Origin of the sequence: Maribacter sp. HS (assembly GCF_048059195.1) — a bacterium.
In the GTDB taxonomy this organism is placed as follows: domain Bacteria; phylum Bacteroidota; class Bacteroidia; order Flavobacteriales; family Flavobacteriaceae; genus Maribacter; species Maribacter dokdonensis.
Genome location: NZ_JAYLVV010000002.1, coordinates 1 through 16721 on the forward strand (window position 1 = coordinate 1; position 16721 = coordinate 16721).

General features: G+C 35.6%; 13 protein-coding genes and 1 pseudogene. 13 read left to right on the top strand and 1 reads right to left on the bottom strand.

Annotation, left to right across the window (positions count from 1 at the left end; all coding sequences use genetic code 11):
- Window positions 1-3009: pseudogene (locus VBZ51_RS00135) on the bottom strand (hypothetical protein); the annotation flags it as partial.
- 390 nt (window positions 3010-3399) lie between these two features.
- On the opposite strand from VBZ51_RS00135, the gene VBZ51_RS00140 reads away from it, so the two are divergent.
- The 13 genes from VBZ51_RS00140 to VBZ51_RS00200 all read left to right on the top strand — a co-directional run bounded on the left by VBZ51_RS00140 (window position 3400) and on the right by VBZ51_RS00200 (window position 16718).
- Window positions 3400-3984: a TetR/AcrR family transcriptional regulator gene (locus VBZ51_RS00140; RefSeq protein ID WP_058103409.1), complete on the top strand. Its 585-nt coding sequence runs from the start codon at window positions 3400-3402 to the stop codon at window positions 3982-3984.
- 138 nt (window positions 3985-4122) lie between these two features.
- Window positions 4123-5211 (top strand): sensor histidine kinase, encoded by a 1089-nt coding sequence (locus VBZ51_RS00145; RefSeq protein WP_416575697.1) that lies wholly within the window; start codon window positions 4123-4125, stop codon window positions 5209-5211.
- Between the two features lie 2 nt (window positions 5212-5213).
- Window positions 5214-6533, top strand: a complete 1320-nt coding sequence (locus VBZ51_RS00150; protein WP_416575698.1) for a sigma-54-dependent transcriptional regulator — start codon at window positions 5214-5216, stop codon at window positions 6531-6533.
- Between the two features lie 310 nt (window positions 6534-6843).
- Complete coding sequence (locus VBZ51_RS00155) at window positions 6844-7272, top strand: GreA/GreB family elongation factor (protein ID WP_416575699.1); 429 nt, start codon at window positions 6844-6846, stop codon at window positions 7270-7272.
- A gap of 35 nt (window positions 7273-7307) precedes the next feature.
- Window positions 7308-7667, top strand: coding sequence for a hypothetical protein (locus tag VBZ51_RS00160; RefSeq protein ID WP_058103413.1), 360 nt, complete (start codon window positions 7308-7310; stop codon window positions 7665-7667).
- Window positions 7668-7796: 129 nt separating this feature from the next.
- Window positions 7797-8417 (top strand): hypothetical protein, encoded by a 621-nt coding sequence (locus VBZ51_RS00165; protein ID WP_340158137.1) that lies wholly within the window; start codon window positions 7797-7799, stop codon window positions 8415-8417.
- A 241-nt stretch (window positions 8418-8658) separates the two neighbouring features.
- The gene (locus VBZ51_RS00170; protein WP_058103415.1) at window positions 8659-9948 is read left to right on the top strand and encodes a Glu/Leu/Phe/Val family dehydrogenase; all 1290 of its coding nucleotides are present in this window, start codon (window positions 8659-8661) and stop codon (window positions 9946-9948) included.
- Window positions 9949-10112: 164 nt separating this feature from the next.
- A complete protein-coding gene (locus VBZ51_RS00175) occupies window positions 10113-10532 on the top strand; it encodes a GreA/GreB family elongation factor (RefSeq protein ID WP_058104285.1) in 420 nt (139 codons plus the stop codon).
- 120 nt (window positions 10533-10652) lie between these two features.
- Window positions 10653-11501: a universal stress protein gene (locus VBZ51_RS00180; protein WP_416575700.1), complete on the top strand. Its 849-nt coding sequence runs from the start codon at window positions 10653-10655 to the stop codon at window positions 11499-11501.
- A 72-nt stretch (window positions 11502-11573) separates the two neighbouring features.
- Window positions 11574-12824 (top strand): mechanosensitive ion channel family protein, encoded by a 1251-nt coding sequence (locus VBZ51_RS00185; protein WP_210706956.1) that lies wholly within the window; start codon window positions 11574-11576, stop codon window positions 12822-12824.
- A 204-nt stretch (window positions 12825-13028) separates the two neighbouring features.
- A complete protein-coding gene (locus VBZ51_RS00190) occupies window positions 13029-13844 on the top strand; it encodes a DUF6597 domain-containing transcriptional factor (protein ID WP_416575701.1) in 816 nt (271 codons plus the stop codon).
- Window positions 13845-13929: 85 nt separating this feature from the next.
- The gene (locus VBZ51_RS00195) at window positions 13930-14304 is read left to right on the top strand and encodes a VOC family protein (RefSeq protein ID WP_210706958.1); all 375 of its coding nucleotides are present in this window, start codon (window positions 13930-13932) and stop codon (window positions 14302-14304) included.
- Window positions 14305-14762: 458 nt separating this feature from the next.
- Window positions 14763-16718: an FAD-dependent oxidoreductase gene (locus VBZ51_RS00200; protein WP_416575702.1), complete on the top strand. Its 1956-nt coding sequence runs from the start codon at window positions 14763-14765 to the stop codon at window positions 16716-16718.
- Window positions 16719-16721 lie beyond the last annotated feature (3 nt).

A 16721-nucleotide genomic window follows, 5' to 3' on the forward strand; every position in this document is an offset into this window, starting at 1 on the left:
ACAACCATCTCCGTCTGCATCTTGACAACTACTTGGGTCTAAGGGCGCATTATCATTTACATCTAAAACTCCGTCATTATCATCATCAGTATCACCAGTATCACAAATTCCGTCACCATCTGTATCAAGTCCATCGTTTGCAGGGTCAAAATTAGCACCGGCAGAAAAATCGGTATTAGCTGTTGCCGAACAATCATCACAACCATCTCCGTCTGCATCTTGACAACTACTTGGGTCTAAGGGCGCATTATCATTTACATCTAAAACTCCGTCATTATCATCATCAGTATCACCAGTATCACAAATTCCGTCACCATCGGTATCAAGTCCATCGTTTGCAGGGTCAAAATTAGCACCGGCAGAAAAATCGGTATTAGCCGTTGCCGAACAATCATCACAACCGTCACCATCCGCATCTTGACAACTACTAGGATCTAAAGGTGCATTATCATTTACATCTAAAACTCCGTCATTATCATCATCTGTATCACCGCTATCACACAATCCGTCACCATCGGTATCCGTTCCGTCATTGGCCGGATCAAAATTATTACCCGCAGAAAAATCCGTACTTGCGGTAGCGGAACAATCATCGCAGCCATCGCTGTCCAAATCTTGACAACTACTTGGATCTAACGGTGCATTATCATCACCATCTAAAACTCCGTCATTATCATCATCTGGATCACCAGCATCACATAATCCATCACCATCCGTATCCGTACCGTCATTTGCAGGATCAAAGTTAGCGCCTACAGAAAAATCATTATTAGCTGTAGCAGAACAATCATCACAACCATCGTTATCCAAATCTTGACAGCTACTTGGATCAAAAGGTGCATTATCATCACCATCTAGGACACCATCGTTATCATCATCGTCATCACTAGAATCTGGCGTACCATCACCATCGGTATCCGGATCATTGGTTACCGTAATATTAACCGTTGCGGTTTCACAAACATCTGGGTCCGGATCGGTATTACAGACTTCGTAAATTACCGTCACTGTTGATCCATTCTCTGTCAATAAAGGGGTATATGCCAATTCTCCCGTAAAAGGATCTAAAATTGCTGTTCCGCCTGCAGTACCACCAACTCTGGTTATTGCAGTTGTACCTTGATTATTAGCGTCATTATTTGGCAAATAATCATCATTACTTAAAATATTAATATTTGTAGCTACGCCTAAAGTGGCATTAACACTTTCATCTTGAGCTGTTGGTGCATACGGATTTGGATCCGTGGCATCTAAATGACCATCACCATCACTATCCGTATCCAAATGATTGGGTAAACCATCATTATCCACATCGTAAGCATCTGGAACTCCATTGCCGTCAGCATCGGTATAATTAGTGCTCGTACCATCGCCTGTTCCACCTACATCTTGTCTAACATCTTTGAAATTTAAAATACCATCACCATCTTCATCGCCAAAAGGATCAATACCGGTATATTCATCTACATCTAAAATGGTATCATTATCATCATCCGTATCATTGTTATCCGTTGTACCATCACCATCACTATCTCGGGGATCCCTCCAATCTCTTTCTCCACCGGCGGGGTCATCATCTGGAAAAGTATTTGGAGTTTGGTTATTGTTCGTTGCTGCATCTGGGTCATCCAATCCGCCAGCATTCTGATCAAAATTATCATCAATACCATCTAAATCTGTATCATTACCTGACGATGTTATCTCCGGAATATCATCTCCATTGGTATCATATGCCTCTACCGTATCTGGTATTCCGTCATTATCACTATCTGGATCCAAAAAATCTGGAACATTATCCGATGTTATAAAAGCAGCATCCGTATTAACAGGTAGTAAGCCTTGGTTACCTGTTCCCTCATAATTATCATCTAATCCATCACCATCGGAATCGTTACCAGACGGTGCTACATAAGTACCTGTAGCTTGAGCTTCAATATTATCTGGAATACCATCATCGTCAGAATCCAAATCTAAATGATTAGGAAAGCTATCATTATCTTGGCTAGCCTCATAAACGTCCGGTACACCATCAGAATTTGCATCTGTATAGTTGGTAACACTACCATCGGCATTTGCATTATAAGTAGGAACCCCATCCCCAGAATTATCTAAAACATCTTGATAATTGGGTAGACCGTCACCATCAGCATCTCCATTGGGATCATTACCATCAGATTCAACAATATCCAAAATTCCGTCATTATCATCATCAATATCAACATTATCAAAAACACCATCACCGTCAGAATCACCAACACAAACAGAGTATAAAAATGTATTGATCTGATATTCACTTTGGTTAAGATCAAATTCTTTTACAAAACCTGGATTAGCATAGATATCGAATTCAATAAAATTTACATCATTAAACTCGAACATTAAATTACTTTCAGGACCGTTTGACTCAGATTCCGTACCTGCCGACAAAAGTGTTGGCGGCGTTGTGTCTATTGCAATATTTGTGGGAATATCAGTAGCCGTAAAACGTACGGAATTACTACAGTCTGTACCCACCGCCTCATTTTCTATAGGTACATTTGGATCAGCAGGTGCCGGTGTACCATCTATATCATTTATAATTATTCTAAAATCATTTACTGGTATCAAAGTCGTCTGATCCGCTTGTAAAAAACTAATTCTTATCCTTGAAGGTGCATTTGATCCACTATCACTAGGGTTAAAATAAAAGAAATTGTCAACAGTATTATTATATCCAACTCGACCATTATTAGGTGCACCTCCAATTTTTTGAACCCTTACGAAGGCCAATGCCGGTATAGTAGGTGAAGTAGCATTAAAATAGGCATCTTCAACAGTACCACTTGAAACACCCGTTATAGATACGCTTTCAAAATTCTGTCCATTGGCATCAATTGCAAAAAACAGCACAAATGCAACCAGACAAGATTGTATGTATGCAGGGCTTTTATATTTAGAATATGTATTTGTCTTCAGCAGATTAGCACATAGACTTAAAAGTTTAATAAACAAAATATTAAATCTGTTCATTTTCGTCTGGTGTGAATTTCTCTGTCTTGTGAAGTAAGCGTGCATTAATTTCATATTCCGCGAATTCTATACTTAAAAGATTAATGTTTTTAATTTTTACATGAACAAGCGTTCATTAAAAAATTAATAGTAAAACAAAAATACCAATGGTTCTGTAAGGGGATTATTTTTTGTTGTCAAATAGCCCTTTCTGTATGTGAATCTAAGATATAATGTATTTTCCTACAAAATGATACGGATATTAATTATTGTTTTAGTGATCGTTTCGTATATAATAGATAAAAATCAAATAAATTCTTACATATTTAAATGTTAAAATGAAATAAAATTATATTTATACTGTTAATTAAAAGAATAACATCTGTTAATTACTATTATAATGTTTGTACTATGATGGCGAAGAGTGTGAAAAAGGATTTATTTTTCAAGGAAACATTGAAATTGATTCATGAAAAAGGATTTAGAGCCACCACCATGAGAGATATTGCGGAACGCATGAACTTTGAGGTGGCTAACATTTATAATTATATAGACTCTAAAGATGCCCTTTTAGAAAATTATGTGATTGGGATTACGAAAGAATTTCAAACCTATATGGATAATATTATAGATTCAACTTTTTCACCAAAGGATAAGCTGAGAATGGTAATTTCCAAACACATACAGTTCACATTTGAAAAACCATACCAGCTGGCACTTATGGCAAATGAATGGAGAAATTTAAAGGAGCCCGCACTTAGTGAATATGTAGCCAAAAGATCAGACTATATTTCTAAAATTGCCTCTATTTTGGAAGACGGTGTAGAGAAAGGAGAATTTAGACCTATGAACATTGAAATTGCCACAAATAGTATAGTATCATCATTGAGATGGTCTTATAACAAGTATGTAGACAATAGCAATACAAGTATTAACCCTATTGAACTTGAAAAGCAGTTTATGGATTTCATTTTTAATGGTGTAAAAGCCTCATAAACCTTCACAGATCTTTTAAAATTTTTAAATATCCGGTTTACCCTAATTTGAATGTAAATAGCATAGTTTAACCTATTGCACATTTCATTTCTGCCAAATATTGTTGACCTTTATAAAGCAAATTGAACAACAATAGTTATGACATCGGCAGAGGCAAAATTAAAGGAACGCGTAAAAGAACTAACCTGTTTATATGAGGTAACTTCTATTATCGTAAATGCAGATTATGATCAAATTGATGCATCTTTAGAAGCCATTGTTTATTGCTTAAAACGGGCATGGCAATTTGAGCAAGTAACCGAAGTTTTTCTAAAAGTTGGTGAATACACTGTACAAACAGACGACTTTAAGCCAAATATGGTCTGTTTATCTTCAAAAATAAAAGTCTTTAATAAGTTAGAGGGCGAGGTAATGGTTGGCTATCCTTCAGAAAAATATAGCATTGATGACTTTTTAATAGAGGAACAAACGTTGTTGAACAACGTTGCATTAGATGTTGGCAATCTTATAGAACGTAAACAAATTCGTGACAGTGAAGCTCTTACAAGACGAAAAATGGAGCGAACCGATCGTTTGCACATATTAGGTGAGATTACAGCTGGCATAGCTCACGAATTAAATACCCCATTGGCCAATATACTTGGCTTTGCCGAACTTCTTACCGATAAAATGACGGATAAGCAGTCTGTAAGAGATCTTGAAAAAATCATGGATAGTGCCATTTTTAGTAGAGAAATCGTTAAAAAACTTATGTTCTTTGCTTGCGAAATGCCGCAGGAAATGAAAAGGGTTCAATTAATTCCTATTGTAACAAGCGTTATAAAATTACTAGCACCATCATTACGTGATAAAAAAATTAAACTAATAACAACTTATGAAAATGAAGATCTGGTTTTACAGGCAGATACAGTACAATTGACCCAAGTATTGTTTAACCTAATTATGAACGCCATTTATTATTCCCCAGAAAATGGTATTATTTCAGTAAAGGTCCTAGATACAGAAAATCATATTCTTTTAAAAATTGCCGATCAAGGAGAAGGTATACCAAAAGAATTGGAAGATAAGGTTTTTGAACCCTTTTTCACTACCAAACCTATTGGTGAAGGTACTGGTTTAGGTCTTAGTGTAGTTCATGGTATTATTACGAGCCATAAAGGTACCATAGAGCATGAACAGAATACACCTAAAGGAACTATTTTTACGGTCAGCTTTCCTAAATTGTAATTATGGATTTACGCAAAGAGAACATACTCATAGTAGATGATGATATAGATATTCTAGAGCTATTGCAAAGGCATTTACAAGCTATGGGATACCATACTTATAAGGCTGTGTCAGTGAAAGAGGCCTTGTTTATCTTGAAGGATACTTTTATAGATCTTATTATTACTGATATTCAAATGCCAGAAATTGATGGATTACAATTACTGAAGTTTGCAAATGAACATTATCCAGAGATTCCTAAATTAGTGGTAACCGGCTACCCTTCTGTAGAAGACTCTTTAGAAGTCATAAAATCTGGTGCTACAGACTATTTGACCAAACCTTTTACTAAATCCGAACTTAAAGACGCTATAGAGAAAGCATTTGAACAAAATGCCCACAGAAAAAACAGCAACGTTACCGCAGCCTCCCCTAACCTATATTCAGATATGGTAGGAGAATCAGTCGCTTTTAAAAAAGTGACGAATATTATAGAAAGGGTCAAAGACAACAAAGCTACCATTATAATTACCGGTGAAAGCGGAACAGGAAAAGAACTGGTTGCAAGGGCCATACATTATTCTGGTAAATTCTCAAGAGAACCTTTCATTGCAGTAAACTGTGGGGCTATTCCAGAAAACTTACAAGAAGCGGAACTGTTTGGATACATAAAAGGTGCCTTCACCGGTGCAAATGAAAATAGAAACGGATTTTTTCAAGCGGCCAAGGGCGGTACACTCTTTTTAGACGAAATAGGCACTGCTTCACTAGCAGTACAGACCAAGTTATTGCGTGCCTTACAGGAAAAGGAAATTACACGGGTAGGATCTCAAAAAGTTGAAAAAGTAGATATAAGGATTATTGCCGCTACGAATGCCAATTTAAAAGATGAAATAAAAAACGGCTCATTTAGAGAAGACCTTTACTATAGGTTAACCGTTGTAGAAATCAACGTGCCACCACTTAGGGAAAGAAAATCCGATATTTCTATTTTAGCCGATAAATTTATACGAAAATATGGCATAGAATTTAAGGACCGCCTTCTGCGTATTGCCCCTGAAGCGCTTCAAATTCTTGAAAGATATAATTGGCCCGGTAATATAAGGGAGCTTGAAAATATTATTCAACGTGCCGTAATAATGTCCGATGGTATTATTAAAGTAAAAGATTTGCCAGAAGCCTTAAAATATCAAATTGATTTTCCTGATAATGGGTTACGACCACTTTATGAAATGGAAAAAGAATACATACAACGTGTATTGGTTCATACGAAAGGAAACAAAACCAAAGCCGCCCAAATTCTTCAGATCGATCGTAAAACTTTACGCGAAAAACTAAAATAAAACATCTCAGGGCATGCCCATGAGGCATTCAAAAGGAAACAAACTTTTAAATTCGAGACAAGCCTCAGAGTATTATACCCTTTGGCGGTGCCAATAAAATCGGGGAAATTCTACCCAATCGGGTAAATACTCCCCACTTCAGGTTTTATCAAAAATTATTTTTAAGATTATAAATTGTTGATTATCAGTAATTTATATTACATATTTTCAAATAATCATTTTTAGGGCATACCCTTTGCATTTTCTATTGCGAACAATAAAGCTACTACCACTAGTTTGGTAATACGTAGTACAATTAAAAATGCAGTAGATGAAATACGGTAGTCTAGTTTTGGAAGAGAGCGAATTCATCGCTATTAAAAATCATATAGAGAATAATCTTTCTATTGAAGATTATGCGCATAAAAACGCGTTAGAACTTCTAGCTCAAAATATGAGTATTGCCATGGTTTTGAATACTGCAGATATCCCTTTTGACATAGTAACTATTAATTCAACCATAAAAGTTACTGGAGCATCGGGCGTACATCAAACTTTTACCATAGTACCACCTGAGCAAAGCAATGCTAAACACCACAAAGTTTCAGTAATCAGCAGTTTAGGTGCATCGGTAATAGGTCGCGCCGTCGGTGATAGAATTTCATTTGGGCTACCAGGTGAAATGATGTCCCTGGTCATAGAAAAAGTTATCCAACCAAACCAAGCCAACAAAATCACTCCTAAAGTTTCAACCATTTAAAAACAAATATTAATTAATTCTAAAATTATTCAGTTATGATAAAATATGCAATTGCCCTGTTATTTTCAGTAAGTATGTTAACCGCTCAAGACAACACTTCTACACAACCAGAGGTTCGTGTTGGTGATGTTTTTGAAATAGGAAAACCCGAATCTCACAAGTATAAACACATAGATTTTCCAAGAGAAAATTTTATAATCAAACGTGGTGGTATTGCCAATTATAGGCAGGCCCATGGCGAGAAAGTTGTAGTTACCTCAGTTAAGGAAAAAAAGGACGGTACTACACAAATTAAAATTAAAAGAAATGATGGTGGTCGTTTTTTTGGTAGTCATACAGTAGTAACTGCAGACTACAAAGACGCTATCAACTCAGGCGAATTACAAGTCCTTTAATTTTTTTTTTAGTTGGTTGATGTAATCCACTTGGCTTCTATAAATAGGTTGGCTGATTTATTAAGAAAACACCAAGTGGATTCCTATTAACGCAAAATGTACAATCATAATATAAACTCTATAACACTTATGTTCTCAAAATTAAAAACACAGCAAAGAATGCATGCCATCTTTATTTTAGGCATCACTTTTTTGTTGGTTTTGGGTTCAAATAGATTGTACCAAAGACATTTTACTACGTTGCAAACAACGGTAAATACTGTGTATGAAGATAGGGTTAAGGTTCAAGATTTTATTTATCAGTTAAATAACATTTTCCATGAAAAAGAACTAAGACTTACAGCTCATGATTTTATTTTAAACCAAGAAGAAAATAAAAAAGTAGAAAATCTATTGAATGAAGTGGCACTTACAGAACTGACCACTACCGAATATAATACCTTAAATACCCTGACCGACAAATTTAAAAAGCTAAGAATATTGGAAGATAAAGAGCTACAATCCAATAACGATATTCAAAGCAGCATAAGGTCAACCTCATTAAAAACTCTTTCCGAAATAGATGATAATTTAAATATACTAGCAAAAATACAATTAGAAGAAAGCAAACAACTTACTCAACTTTCCAATAAAACTTTAGACAACAATATTCTAATGTCCAAACTGGCATTTGCCCTATTAGTACTTATTGGCATTACCCTTTTGGCGTTAATTTTTTATCCTTTTAAACCTCAGACGGTTTTAGAATAACAAACAACAGTAAGAACACTTTAATACATCATAATATGAGCTCGATGAAAAATTATATGCGCAGCATATGCTCCACTTGTACGCACCATTCTTATTGTTCGATCACAAAAGATAAATATAACATTCATTCGTGCAGTGAATATGTTCATTTTATGGATTTCACTAACAAACCCATTACCATGATATCCAATGAAATGTCTAGCAGTGAATTAAATAATGAATTAGTATTAAACTACATATAATGATAGCAAAAGTAGCTCCAAAAAAAGCACCTAAACAAGGTATGCTAGAAAATGTAATGCGACAGTTTGATAATGCCGCAGACATTATTGACCTTAATAAGAACATTAGAAAAATTCTTGAGGTTACCAACAATGAATTTGTTGTTCATTTTCCTGTACGAATGGACAATGGTGAAGTTGAGATCTTTACCGGTTACCGAGTGCAACATAACAATTCTCTTGGCCCATACAAAGGTGGGCTACGTTACCACCCAACAGTAGATATAGATGCTGCCAAGGCTTTAGCAATGTGGATGACCTGGAAAACTTCTTTAGCAGGTTTGCCCTATGGTGGAGCCAAAGGAGGAATACAGTTAGACCCCACGAAATATACAGATTCCGAATTGGAACGTATTACCAGAAGATTCACCTATGCCTTAGGCGACAATATTGGACCTGAGTTAGATATTCCTGCTCCAGACGTGAATACCAATTCGCAAACCATGGCATGGATACTTGACACCTACATGTCTACCAAATCACCGGCGGAACGCTCCACCAATATGCATGTAGTTACCGGTAAGCCAATTGGTGCAGGCGGTTCTAAAGGAAGGGATAGAGCTACGGGCTACGGTGTTTTTCTAACGATAAAATTCTGGGCAAAAAATAACAACATTGACCTAAAGGACAAAAAATTCATTGTTCAAGGTTTTGGTAACGTAGGGTACTGGGCTGCGTATTTCTTAGAAAAAGAAGGCGCTATCTTAACTGCCGTACAAGACGCATATGGCTGTATTACCAATGAAGAAGGTATAAACGTAGACCAATTGCTGGCCTATAGCCAAGGTAACAAGGGAAGTATTTTAGGTTTCTCTAAAGCAAGAACCATTGATAGCGCAGACTTTTTCTCGTTAGATTGTGATATATGTATTCCTGCCGCATTGGGCAACCAGATAACGGCAAAGAACGCCAACAAGATTAAAGCGTATTTAATTGCTGAAGGTGCAAATGGACCGACCGATGTAGACGCCGAAAATATACTACTAAAAAAAGGGATTGAAATTATACCCGATATTCTTTGCAATTCTGGTGGTGTAATAGGTAGTTATTTTGAGTGGCTACAGAACCGTAATGGCGAAATATGGTCGTTAGATGAGGTTATGGAGAAATTAGAAAAGAAAATGTCAGCCTCTTTTACCACGGTTGTCGAGACCTCTAAAAAGCGAAATGTGGATATGCGTACCGCCGCATTCATCATTGCTATTGAAAGATTGGAAGAAGCTTATGTACAACGAGGTATTTTTCCTTGATATACATAGTTGATCAACGAACAATAAAAAATTTTAATACGTGATACTGCCACAACGAGCGTGGTCGAAATTATTTGAAATAAGCTAGCCAATGTTCTCGGCTGCGCTTAGAATGGCAATGGACAAGCTATTAAAATTAAATGTACAACCATAAAACACAGCATATGAAGTACGGAAATCTGGTTATAGAAAAAAAAGAATTTGTAGTACTTAAAAGATTAATGAACCTATCTGGGTATTACAAAGATGACACCTTACGTAAATCTGTTAAAAAGCTGGCATCAGAACTAGAAACTGCTATTATTTTAGACGCTAACGATATGCATGAAGATGTAATACGGTTAAATACCCTGGTCACCATAGTTTCTGATAGCGGTTGGCACAAAAAGTTTAAACTGGTAATGCCTACGGACAGTGATATTAAAAACAATAAAATCTCAATTCTTACACCAATGGGTGCAGCAGTTATGGGATATAGTGAAGGTGATACCGTTCAATGGGAATTTCCGGTCGGGGAACAAAAACTTACTATTGAAAAAGTGGAGCAAGAAAACGAACATATTAACCTGAATATGGCATTATGACTACAACAAACCATTCTATGTTGATAAACAAAATTTAAACATTATGATTGCCTAAGACAAGTATACTAATCATGTATTGAATTTAATAAAAAAATATTAACAATAACTAAAACGTACAGTATGGAAAGCAGTATATTAATACCCACAGATTTCTCAAAAAATTCATGGAATGCCATGCTTTACGCTATAAAGCTGTTTGAAGATAGAAAGTGTAGTTTTTACATATTGCATGCCTATGCCAAAGAAACATATGGTCTTGATAGTTTAAGCCTTCTTGATCCAGATGAAGCGTTCAATAAAACATCAGAAAACAATTCTAAAAAAGGTTTAAGAGAAACCATTGCCAGATTACATAGCTTAAACAAAAATACCAAGCATAGTTTCTATGCCGTATCTGAGTCTATATCACTTTTAAGTGCAGTCAAAAACCTGAACAAGAAGATACAATTTGATTTACTTGTATTGGGAGCTAAAGGCTCGGCAAACAAAAACGAAGCAGCATATGGTCAACATACCTTGGAAATTTTAAAGAACGTAAAGGAAAATCCAATATTAATTGTTCCCGGCAATGTAGATTTCAATCAACCCAAAGAAATTGTATTGACCACTAATTTTAATACGAACATTAAAAAATCTGAAATTGAATATTTGGTTACTATTGCCAAACTAAGCAACGCAAGCATACAAGTACTTAGTTTAGAACAGCCGAGCAACCTAAGTTTTAGTCAAAAAAGGAACAAAGTAAAATTACGTAATCAGCTAAAAGACGTAGCCCATAGCTTTAATACCTTGCGCAATGTTAAAATGGCTATTGCATTAAATTGTTTTGTTGCTATAAGGCATTCAAATATGATTAGTTATGTAGACAAAAAACCGTCATTTTGGGAAAGATTTAGTTTTGGGAGACTATCATTGAACAACCTGGGCTATTATGCAGAAGTACCCGTACTGGCCATACATAGTAAATAATAAAATTACCTTAACAGTTTAACTTGTTGCTTTCACAAATAGTACCTTTGTAAGGTTGAAAGAACATGATAAATGAACGACGATTTTCATAAAATACTCTTTAATTATCTTACAGAAGCTGGACTAAGCACTACTGCCGCATCATATCTGAATTTAGCCATATTATTAATTGTTGCATTAGTGTTGGCTTGGTTTTTGGATCTTTTGATCTGGAAAGTTCTACGTTCAGTTTCATTAAGGCTAGCAAGAAAATCAAAAACCAATTTCGATAATTTTTTGGTAGCCAATAGGGTGCCCAGATACTTGGCTCATATTGTTCCGTTAAGCATATTAATAGAATTTGTACCCTTTGCCTTTATTGGTTTTGACTATGCCGCAGAAATTGTTTTAAAGTTTTTACATGTACTTTTTGTAGTGCTTGCATTATATGTGGTCAAAAGTGTTTTTACCAGTATTAATGATTATTTAAAGACCAAGCCAAGGTTTAGAGATAAGCCTATGGGCAGTTACATACAGGTATTTATGATTTTTGCCTGGATCGTAGGCATCTTCACTATTTTCGCCATTATCACCGAAATTCAAGTTTGGAAGTTCTTTACCGCACTGGGTGCCGGCTCTGCCGTTATTCTACTTATTTTCAAAGATTCCATACTTGGGTTGGTGGCTAGTATACAAGTAAGTATCAATGATATGGTGCGTATTGGCGACTGGATCAGTTTTGATAAGTTTGGTGCAGATGGCGATGTTATAGAAATTTCATTGGCGACGGTAAAGGTTCAGAATTTTGATAAAACAATTACGACCATTCCTACCTATGCCTTGATATCAGATTCTTTCAAGAACTGGCGTGGTATGCAAGATTCTGGCGGAAGACGAATTAAGCGCGCATTGATCATAAGTCAAAAAAGTATACGTTTTCTTTCTGAAACAGATCTGGAGGAATTTGAAAAAATACAATTAATTGCGCCATACCTTAAAACCAGAAACGAGCAAATCAATTCTTACAATACCTCAAACAACATCAATAAAGACCTTGCCATTAACGGTAGAAATTTGACGAATATAGGAGTGTTCAGGAAATATGTGAACGATTATTTAGAAACCCACTCTGCCATAAATAAGGGAATGACCTTAATGGTTCGTCAATTACCTCCTACGCCACAAGGCATACCCTTAGAAATATATGCATTTAGCTCAGATAAACGTTGGGAAAACTATGAGTATGTTATGGCAGATATCTTTGACCATTTACTGGCCGCACTACCCTATTTTCATTTACAGGTTTATGAAATTCCCGTTTCTATTTCTGCCGTTGAAAATTAATTTTCGCTGATCCATAGCTTCGTACTTTTATCTCATCTATACTATTGATTTTCAAAGATTATAGTATCTTTCTTACCAGATTAATTATTGAAATCTCGGTGTTATAAATTAGATTAAAAGCAATAGAGGATAAACTTAGGATGGTTGTAACTAATCAATCGTTCTTTTTTTTCTAAAACTTCTCAAAACAAATAATAGCTAGCAATGAATCCGAAAATATTTGAACCACAACAGAATTTAAAGGAATGGGTTCAATGTTACTGGACATTAGAAAGTGCTATTGAAGACACTCCTGTAAAAAATACTATAATACCCGATGGTACAATGAAACTAATTTTTCATTACGGAGATACCTATAGACATCACCCAAATTCAAAAGAAAGTTTCATATTACCTAAATGTTTCTTAATTGGGCAATTAACACAACCGTATATTGTAGAACCACTAGGTGTTACCGGTACTTTTGTAGTTAGATTTCAGCCAAATGGATTTTTCCCTTTTGCAGACATCAATATTAAAGAAATACAAAATACTGCAGTGCCGTTAAATGTATTGTTTGACAAGGAAGGCGAAATACTTGGAAACCAAATTCTAGAAGCCCACTCTACTGCAGAACGAATAGCGCTAATCGAAATCTTTTTACTTGCCCGATTAATAGATAAAAAAAATATTGACCATATTGTAAAATCTACTATTGAGACCATTTTAGAGGCCAATGGACAATTTTCTGTGAATGAACTTTCAAAACAAAATAACATTCATAGAAGACAGTTGGTCAGAAAATTTTCATCTACCATTGGGTTGAGTCCCAAACAACTTTCCAAAACTATTAGAATTCAGAATACTTTAAAAAAATTATTAACAGAAGAAGTTACGAGTCTTACCGATTTGGCTTATGAAAACGAATATTTTGACCAAGCACATTTCATTAAAGATTTTAAAGAGTTTACAGGGCTTACCCCTAAAGAGTTTTATGGGGATGATTTAAAAATGTCCATGATTTTTGACAACAAAAAGTAAGCTTGTCCCATTTTTACAATTTTATATTTTAAAGTAAAGGCACTTTTGTTGTGCAATAAAGCAACAAAATATAAAAGAAAATAAAATGACAAACGTAAATCCTGTAAACTGGTTTGATATCCATGTTTCAAACTTACAAAGTGCCAAAGAGTTCTATGAAACAGTTTTTAATATTAAACTTGTTGATTTTCCTATTGAATTTGGCAAGCAATCTGGTTTTCCATTTGACCCAAAAGGTTTAAATATTACTGGGGCATTGGTAGAAAAAGAAGATTTTATAGCAAGCAGTAACAATACTGTGGTCTATTTTGAATCTAAAGACTGCACTACTGAAGAGAATTTAGTAGCACAAGCAGGCGGAAAAATTATAAGACCAAAAATGTCTATTGGCGAATTTGGTTTTGTATCCATTTTAATGGATAGAGATGGTAATACTATAGGGTTGCACTCCATGAAATAACATAGAGGGCATAAAGACAAACTTTTGAAAATTAGAATAGCAGTTGCTACAATCTGCTATTCTATTAAACTTTCCTTTTTTCAAATGAATGTAAATCTCCTAAACAACCTATTCTAAGGCCGTTTAGATAGAGCATGTACACCCATAATAATCTAACAGCAAAGAAATTTGCATAAAACACACTCATAAAAAACTAGACACGTATCTAAAACCTAATGATTACACTTACTTCATAAGGTGAAAATTCATATTATTACTATTTAACAATAACAGAAAAGAGATAGTTTTTCTCGTATTATCTAAACCTGTTTTTTGCTTTGAACAATCTCATTTTTTTTTATAAGATGTGCAGCTAATTGTCAAAATTTTGCTTTTCGCTAATCAATTATACTAAAAAAGATAAATGCGATTTAAAATATCAAAACAAACTTAAGATCAACTCAACCATTTAACGCAAAATGAAAAGAAGAAAGTTTTTTGAAAAATCTGTAAAAGCAACTCTAGGCGCAAGTGTTATTCCGTTAACCGGATATTCAAACGACCCAGAAAAAGCAAATAGTACAGACCTAACATCAGAAAAGCCTTTTGGCAATACGGACCCCAATCAATGGCACCAAATGGGTACCGGCAAAAAGCCAAGACCGGACAGACGAAAAACTGAAACCTATGACGTTGCCGTTATTGGTGGCGGAGCTGCAGGCATGTGTGCCGCCATAGCTGCTGCAAGAAATGGTTCTAAAGTAGTTTTAATTCAAGACCGCCCTGTTTTAGGCGGTAACTCTTCAAGCGAAATCCGTGTTCACCTCAACGGGGTAAATCACTTAAGAAACGGTTTGCCAGAACGAGAAACCGGTATCATTGAAGAAATACTATTACACAATCGCTTTCATAACCCACAAGACTCCTACCCTGTTTGGGACCATATTTTGTATGACTTTATCACCAAGGAAGAAAACCTTGATCTAAAACTGAATACCACGGCAATTAGAGCCATAATGTCAGACGACGGTAAAATTGAAGCCGCTTATTGTTGGCAATTGACCACTGAAACTGAATTTACCATAGAGGCATCTATCTTTATAGATTGCTCAGGTGATGGCTTATTGGGTGCTACCGCTGGCGCACTATACAGAACCGGTAGGGAAGCTTCTTCTGAATTTAATGAGAAATATGCGCCCAAAGAGGCAGATGGTTGGCAAATGGGCTCTACCGTGCTTTTAGGTTCAAAAGACATGGGTAGACCTATGCCTTTTGAACCGCCACATTTCACCCTTAAATATGACGCGGAAAAATCTCATAAAGGAAGACAGTTAAAACCTTTTGAATTAGGTTTTTGGTGGGTAGAGTTAGGTAGTGATGAAGATATTATTGGTGAATTCGAAGATAATAAACATAAACTTTTAGGATATGCCTACGGCGTTTGGGACTATATGAAAAACTCAGGTAAATTTCCCGAAACCGAAAACTATGCTTTAGATTGGGTTTCTTCATTACCCGGCAAAAGAGAAAGCCGCAGGTTTATTGGCGATTATATTCTTAGCGAACCAGATTTATTAAAGAACAAACAATTTGAAGATGCAGTGGCATTTGGCGGTTGGTCCTTAGATGAACACAACCCTGGCGGAATTGAGAACCTTAACGAACCGCCCAGTTATTTTCACGAAGATTTTGAAGAGCCGTACCAAATACCATTTCGTTCCCTGTATTCTAAAAATGTACCTAATCTTTTATTTGCAGGTAGAAATATAAGTCAGACACATATAGCCTTATCATCTTCCCGTATAATGGCTACATGTGCCCTTGAAGGGCAAGCAGTAGGTACTGCGGCAGCCTTGTGTGTAAAAAAGAAAGTATTACCACGTAAATTGGGAAAAACATATATTGAAGAATTGCAAGAACAATTAATTAGGGACGATGCATTTATTCCAAATAGACCTGCAAATGACAGCACAGACCTGGTTAAACGTGCAGCATTAATTTTTGGCTCTAGTACATCTTCTGGCGATGCAAAATTATTGAACGATGGTTGGTCAAGAGATTACAATGACAATCCACATCATTGGCAATCTGACGGACTACCGGCGCATGTTCAAATTGAATGGGATGACCGTATAAATATCTCTCAGCTTGAATTAAAATGTGATACCAATGTAAAACGAAACTTGATGCTACGCAGAGATAGTTTAGAAAATGATGTGTATACCACTAAGGTTCCTAAGGAACTATTACGATCCTTGGATATAGAAGCTCGTATAAACGGTAACTGGGTTAAAATAGGCAGTATAGATAAAAACAAAACCCGTTTAATCAAATTTAATTTTGAAACCATAGAAACCACTGCCGTCCGTATTAATTTAAAAAGTACCTATGGCGCAGATCATGCCAAATTATTTGAAGTAAGATGTTATAGTTAACTT

Coding starts and splice junctions, on each gene's coding strand:
- VBZ51_RS00170 (WP_058103415.1), top strand. CDS start 8,659: ATGATAGCAAAAGTAGCTCCAAAAAAAGCACCTAAACAAGGTATGCTA.
- VBZ51_RS00155 (WP_416575699.1), top strand. CDS start 6,844: ATGAAATACGGTAGTCTAGTTTTGGAAGAGAGCGAATTCATCGCTATT.
- VBZ51_RS00195 (WP_210706958.1), top strand. CDS start 13,930: ATGACAAACGTAAATCCTGTAAACTGGTTTGATATCCATGTTTCAAAC.
- VBZ51_RS00150 (WP_416575698.1), top strand. CDS start 5,214: ATGGATTTACGCAAAGAGAACATACTCATAGTAGATGATGATATAGAT.
- VBZ51_RS00165 (WP_340158137.1), top strand. CDS start 7,797: ATGTTCTCAAAATTAAAAACACAGCAAAGAATGCATGCCATCTTTATT.
- VBZ51_RS00190 (WP_416575701.1), top strand. CDS start 13,029: ATGAATCCGAAAATATTTGAACCACAACAGAATTTAAAGGAATGGGTT.
- VBZ51_RS00200 (WP_416575702.1), top strand. CDS start 14,763: ATGAAAAGAAGAAAGTTTTTTGAAAAATCTGTAAAAGCAACTCTAGGC.
- VBZ51_RS00160 (WP_058103413.1), top strand. CDS start 7,308: ATGATAAAATATGCAATTGCCCTGTTATTTTCAGTAAGTATGTTAACC.
- VBZ51_RS00180 (WP_416575700.1), top strand. CDS start 10,653: ATGGAAAGCAGTATATTAATACCCACAGATTTCTCAAAAAATTCATGG.
- VBZ51_RS00140 (WP_058103409.1), top strand. CDS start 3,400: ATGATGGCGAAGAGTGTGAAAAAGGATTTATTTTTCAAGGAAACATTG.
- VBZ51_RS00185 (WP_210706956.1), top strand. CDS start 11,574: ATGAACGACGATTTTCATAAAATACTCTTTAATTATCTTACAGAAGCT.
- VBZ51_RS00175 (WP_058104285.1), top strand. CDS start 10,113: ATGAAGTACGGAAATCTGGTTATAGAAAAAAAAGAATTTGTAGTACTT.
- VBZ51_RS00145 (WP_416575697.1), top strand. CDS start 4,123: ATGACATCGGCAGAGGCAAAATTAAAGGAACGCGTAAAAGAACTAACC.